This is a genomic window from Nocardia neocaledoniensis, from assembly GCF_029868625.1.
In the GTDB taxonomy this organism is placed as follows: Bacteria; Actinomycetota; Actinomycetes; order Mycobacteriales; family Mycobacteriaceae; genus Nocardia; species Nocardia neocaledoniensis_A.
The window spans coordinates 1-4,688 of the sequence record NZ_JARWOJ010000098.1; the positions used below are offsets into that span (position 1 = coordinate 1).

At 68.5% G+C, this 4,688-nt stretch carries 4 protein-coding genes; all 4 read right to left on the minus strand.

Features of this window, described 5'->3' with window-relative positions; translation table 11 throughout:
* Positions 1 to 10 precede the first annotated feature (10 nt).
* Positions 11 to 922 (minus strand): hypothetical protein, encoded by a 912-nt coding sequence (locus QH270_RS06755; protein ID WP_157105010.1) that lies wholly within the window; start codon positions 920 to 922, stop codon positions 11 to 13.
* Positions 915 to 1,451: a hypothetical protein gene (locus tag QH270_RS06760; RefSeq protein ID WP_280339572.1), complete on the minus strand. Its 537-nt coding sequence runs from the start codon at positions 1,449 to 1,451 to the stop codon at positions 915 to 917. The genes QH270_RS06755 and QH270_RS06760 overlap by 8 nt, the downstream gene beginning before the upstream one ends.
* Before the next feature lie 34 nt (positions 1,452 to 1,485).
* Positions 1,486 to 2,976 (minus strand): peptidoglycan DD-metalloendopeptidase family protein, encoded by a 1,491-nt coding sequence (locus QH270_RS06765; RefSeq protein ID WP_280339573.1) that lies wholly within the window; start codon positions 2,974 to 2,976, stop codon positions 1,486 to 1,488.
* A gap of 155 nt (positions 2,977 to 3,131) precedes the next feature.
* Positions 3,132 to 4,688 (minus strand): hypothetical protein (locus tag QH270_RS06770; RefSeq protein ID WP_280339574.1); only part of this gene is annotated, 1,557 nt, incomplete at its 5' end.

The window sequence follows — 4,688 nt, forward strand, 5'->3', positions numbered from 1 at the left end:
GAGCGATCGGTCAGAAATCTGGTTCGAGCTGTGGGTGCGCAACCTCGCCAGGAGGCGGAAGGTCGAACAGGTCGCCGTCTGCGATGCCGTAGCTGTCCTCGATGCCGGTGGCGGCGATCGCGGCACCGATCCCCGCGCCACTGTCGGGTTCTAAAGGGGCTGTGTGCCGGGTGGTTTCGGCGGCGGTTTCGAGCATGTGCGGGGCTGGGGGCAGTTGGTGGGGTGCGCTGCGGGCGAGGTCGATGCCGACCATGCGCATCGCCGCGACCCGGACACGTCCTTCACGGACCCGGCCCACGTGGGTGAGTTCGCGCCATTGACGCCCCTGATCGGGTGCCGACTGCTGCGAGATCTGGTCCAGGCGTGCTCGCCAGTCGGTCGCCTCGAGCGACCACCAACCGTTGGTTTCGGCCTCGGTGACGTCCAGGGCGGTGGCGACCATCGCGACCCGCATCCACTGCAACCGCAAATGCTCGGCCAACTTGTCCGAGGCCTGCACAGTCACCGCAGCGCGGTCGCGGCGAACTGGGCCCACCGCAGCGAGGGTCGCCAGTGTGTCGACCTGGTGATGGAGCTGGGCGATCAGCAGCGACCGTGCCGCCGGACGTCGTGGCGGCAGCGAAACTGCCTCGGTTGCTCTGCGACCTTGCTGACCAGCCTTCTTCGCGTGAGCGATCCAGTCTGCGGGGACACCGATCGCCACCGCTTGCTCATGCACGACGCGACCCACGACCGACAGATCCCGAAACGTCTTGGTGCGGTTGTGGGGTTCCCGCGCCAACTGCCTCAAATCGACGCTGACGTTATGGATCAGCGCCGCCATCCGACGATGCAGCAGCACCGCACCCCGGCCATCGAGGTTGTAAGGTGCCGCGGCCAGCACAGGACGGGCCGGGTCGCGGGGTGTTGTGCGCTCAACCATGATCGGCCACCGAGGTGATGCGGTAGCTAGACATCCGCCACCCCTGCGGGGTTTCAGCAACCGTGACGGTCACCCGCATCCGCCGGTACATGGTGGTGGACCCGTCGTGGTGGAGCACATGTTGGGTCACCGTCGCCGCGACCGTCGGTCCCGACCCGCCGGTTTCCGGCTGCTCGGCGTCGACCAGGGCGGAGATGATGTCGTTGCTGTCGCGCCACCCCGCCCATTCCCGTAGCGGCGCCAACCCGATCGCGGGGCCGTTGCCCGCCGCCGCGGCCAGCTCGCCGGTCAGCCACGGCGCTGCACGAACCAACCCGGCACCAGGGTCGGGGTCAGCACGAGGCTGCCAGGAGAACATGGCCGCCAAACCCATCTGGGCGACGGTCACCGCGTCGGCGTCCTCGGGCTCGGGCCCCTCCACGTGGGCGGCACCGGGGGTGTGCGTATCGGACGTGGGCCCGGGGTCGTCGGCGCCGCCAGTCAGTACCGTGGTGAGTGCAATCACGACGGCCGCGATACCGACGGTCACAGCGGCGAGAGAAAGACGGCTCCTCATGCTGTCCTCAGCTCAGCGTCGTCGTCATCTGGGTGGCCGTCGCGAGAATGTTGGCCACGTACGGGCGGGTCTGAATCTCGTAATCGGGTGAGCCCGTGGGGAATCCGCCCGAGTGCAGCACGGCGTGTTCGCCGGCGTTGTAGCCGGCGAGGTAGAGCTCGGCTGGCCCGTTGGGGGCTACGACCTTGCCCTCACTGATCCAGGTGTCGACCTTGTCGGCGATGCCGCACATGTAGCGGGCTTGGCCGATGATCGCGTCGCCGTCGTCCCACACCGACGCCACACCGTTGCCGTCAGCGTCGATCACATACGGTTGCCCGTCGGTGGCGAGCGCGGTCGCGGTACCAGGCAGGAACTGGGCCAACCCCTGCGCACCCGCCGGGGAGGTGAGCCCTCGCCGGAACCCGGATTCCTGTTTGCCCTGCGCCGCCAGCAACGGCGAGGTGATCTGCGGACACACGGTCCCACCCAGCTGATACCAGGCCAGCAGTTCCTCGGGGACCGTGCCGTGGTCCAGGTCGGTGTCGCCGAGGGCGGGCCCACACACCGTCGTGGTCGCAGCACGCGCGGAGTCCGTGGTGACCGGGCCGATCGGTGTGCCGTCGGGATATCCCCCGCCCAAGGTGGTGACGTGGACGTGATCCATGTGGTTCGCGGTGGTCCCGCCGCGGTCTTCCATCAGGTTGGATTCGCCGGTGGCCGAGCGGTAGGTCTGGCGCCAGATCAGGTAGTCGATGCGCAACGCGGCAGCGTTGGTGATCACGAAGTCGGCGATCCGATCGCCGAGCGCTTTGCCCTGCCCCGACGTCGGATCGGGGATCATGATGTCGATCGCCCGCCCGCTCGGGTGATCGGGCAGCGGATCCTCACGCTGCCCACCGATCTCACGCACCTGCGGAAACTGCTGAACGATGGTGCGGGCCAACCGGATCGTGTCGACCTGCAATCCGCGCTCGGACCCGATTGACGCGGGCATCGGCGCCAACTCGGCCCCTGCTGCTGCACCGGCCTCGATCCCCGTGCCGCCACCCAGGGTAGGCGTCGTCGACGGTGCGACATCGGTCGATCCGACCGGGCTGGTCGGCGCCGACCCACCCTGCAGCCACGGCATCGGATCGACTGCGGTGCCGCCGCCGAATCGGCCTCCGCCGGTCCAGATTTCCAGGTGTAGGTGTGCACCGTCCGGGCCTTCGGGGACGGTCTGACCGTTGTAGCCGACTCCGGCGATCAGCTGCCCGATCCCCACGCTCTGGCCTTGTTCGACCTCGACGTCGTCGGCGAACATGTGCCCATAGACCGAGGACACGATCTCGCCGTCGATGTTGTGGTCGATGACCACCCAGATCCCGAACCCGCTCGCCGCACCCACCCGCACCACGACCCCGTCGGCGACCGCGTAGATCGGGGTCTTGGGTGCGGCGGCGAATTCTTGGCCTTGATGCGTTGTGCCCCACCGCATTCCGAAACCCGAGGTCAGGGTGTAGGTGCCCTCAGCCATCGGCATCGTCCTCGTTCCATCCGACGCCGAGGAACTCCCTTTCGACGACGTCGACGGCGCACAGTTCTGCTCCTGGGCGACACCGGCGAATATGAGCAGGACGATCAGCAACACGACCGCGCCCAGGGCTGCGGTCGTTGCGCGAGCGGCGCCGCTCATCGCGGGCTCACCGATCTGGTGGGGGTTTGGCCGAGGTTGTCGAAGCGGCGGTTGGTGTTGTGGATCTCGGAGTCGCGTTCGGTGGGGGTGAACACCATCCGGAAGGGGATGCCGGGTTGTTCGGCTTCCCCGGTCTTGAGCAGATAGCAGCCGGTGCCGGGCGGTGTTTCGCGTCGCGTGGTGTCGAGGTCGTCGTCGCTGGGTGGGCGTGGCGCTGCCCAGGAGGTGACCAGCAGTTTCTCGGTGTCGGTCATCCCCGCGACTGCGGCGATGCGGTGGGCTTCTTCGGGGCCGACCGGGCCGATGATCTTCGCCCGAGCTCGTTCGAAGAAGCCGAGCGCTTTGGCTTGTGCGGCGGGGGAATCGAAGGCGGCGAGGTCTTTGATGGTGTGCGAGCACATGATCAGCCCTGTGGCGAGGCCGCGGTTGAGGCGGGTCAGTGCGTCGACGCGGTCGACCATGAATTCCCCGACGCCGAGCACCCGCCAGATCTCGTCCATCACGACCTCGAACGTCCGGGCGGGGGCCAGTCCGGCGTCGGCGAGGGCGTGGGCGGCGGCGACGGCGCCGAATCCGTCGGACCAGCAGGTCATCAGGACCGCGGCCAGCAGTTTGGTGTCGCCTTCGGGGATGCGGGAGATGTCGATGCAGATCGCGGGACTCGACAGATCCAGGCGGGTCGTGGTGGGGCCGTTGAAGATCGCCCCGAACGGTCCTTCGACCAAGGCACGCATCGACCGGCGCAACGGTTTCGTCGCCGTCCGGTAGGCGAGTTCGTCGTCTTCCTCGGCGAACGCACGCAATCGCTCCCCGCCCGCCGAGATCACCGCCAACAGGTCTTCCAGCAGCGGCGGGTCCTCGTGGGTGAAACCACCAGCTGGGCTGTAGAGCTCGCGCAGACCAGCGGCGAGCAGCACCTCCTCGTAGTCCTCGACCCGGCCGCCGCGCACCAGCTCGATCAACCCGGCGACAATGTTGATCTGCCCGGCTTCGACCCGTGCCATCACCTGGCGGCGTTGATCGGCATCGGGGAGTGCGGCGATGACGGCGCCGAGGGCGCCGACGTCGAGGGGGTTGATGGTGCCGTGGCCGTAGCCGACGTCGACGACTTGTCCGTCGAGGCGCTCGACGAGGTCGCGGTATTCGCCTTTGGTGTCGCCCATGCACAGCACGGTCTCCCCCGCCGCGACGGCGCCGGTCATGATGCGTCGGATCAGCGAGGATTTACCGAACCCGTTGAGCGCCAACACGAACGCGATCGGCGCGGTGATGAATCCCCGCAGGAACCATGACATCGGGTCGAAATGCACCGGGGCACCGGTGATGTAGTGACTGCCGACCGGCACGCCCGCAGTTGGGGCGCTGGCCCCGACGCAGAACGGCCACAACCCGGCCACCTGCACAGTCGTGCCGCGCCACTCCGGGGTGCGCGGCACCACCGACGCCCGCCCACCCCCCGCACCGACGTAGCCGCGGTCGGTCAACACCGGCGCGAGAAGATCGCACCCCTCCCCCGCAGCCCCCTCGCGCCGCCGCGCCGCGGTCGCGCGGCG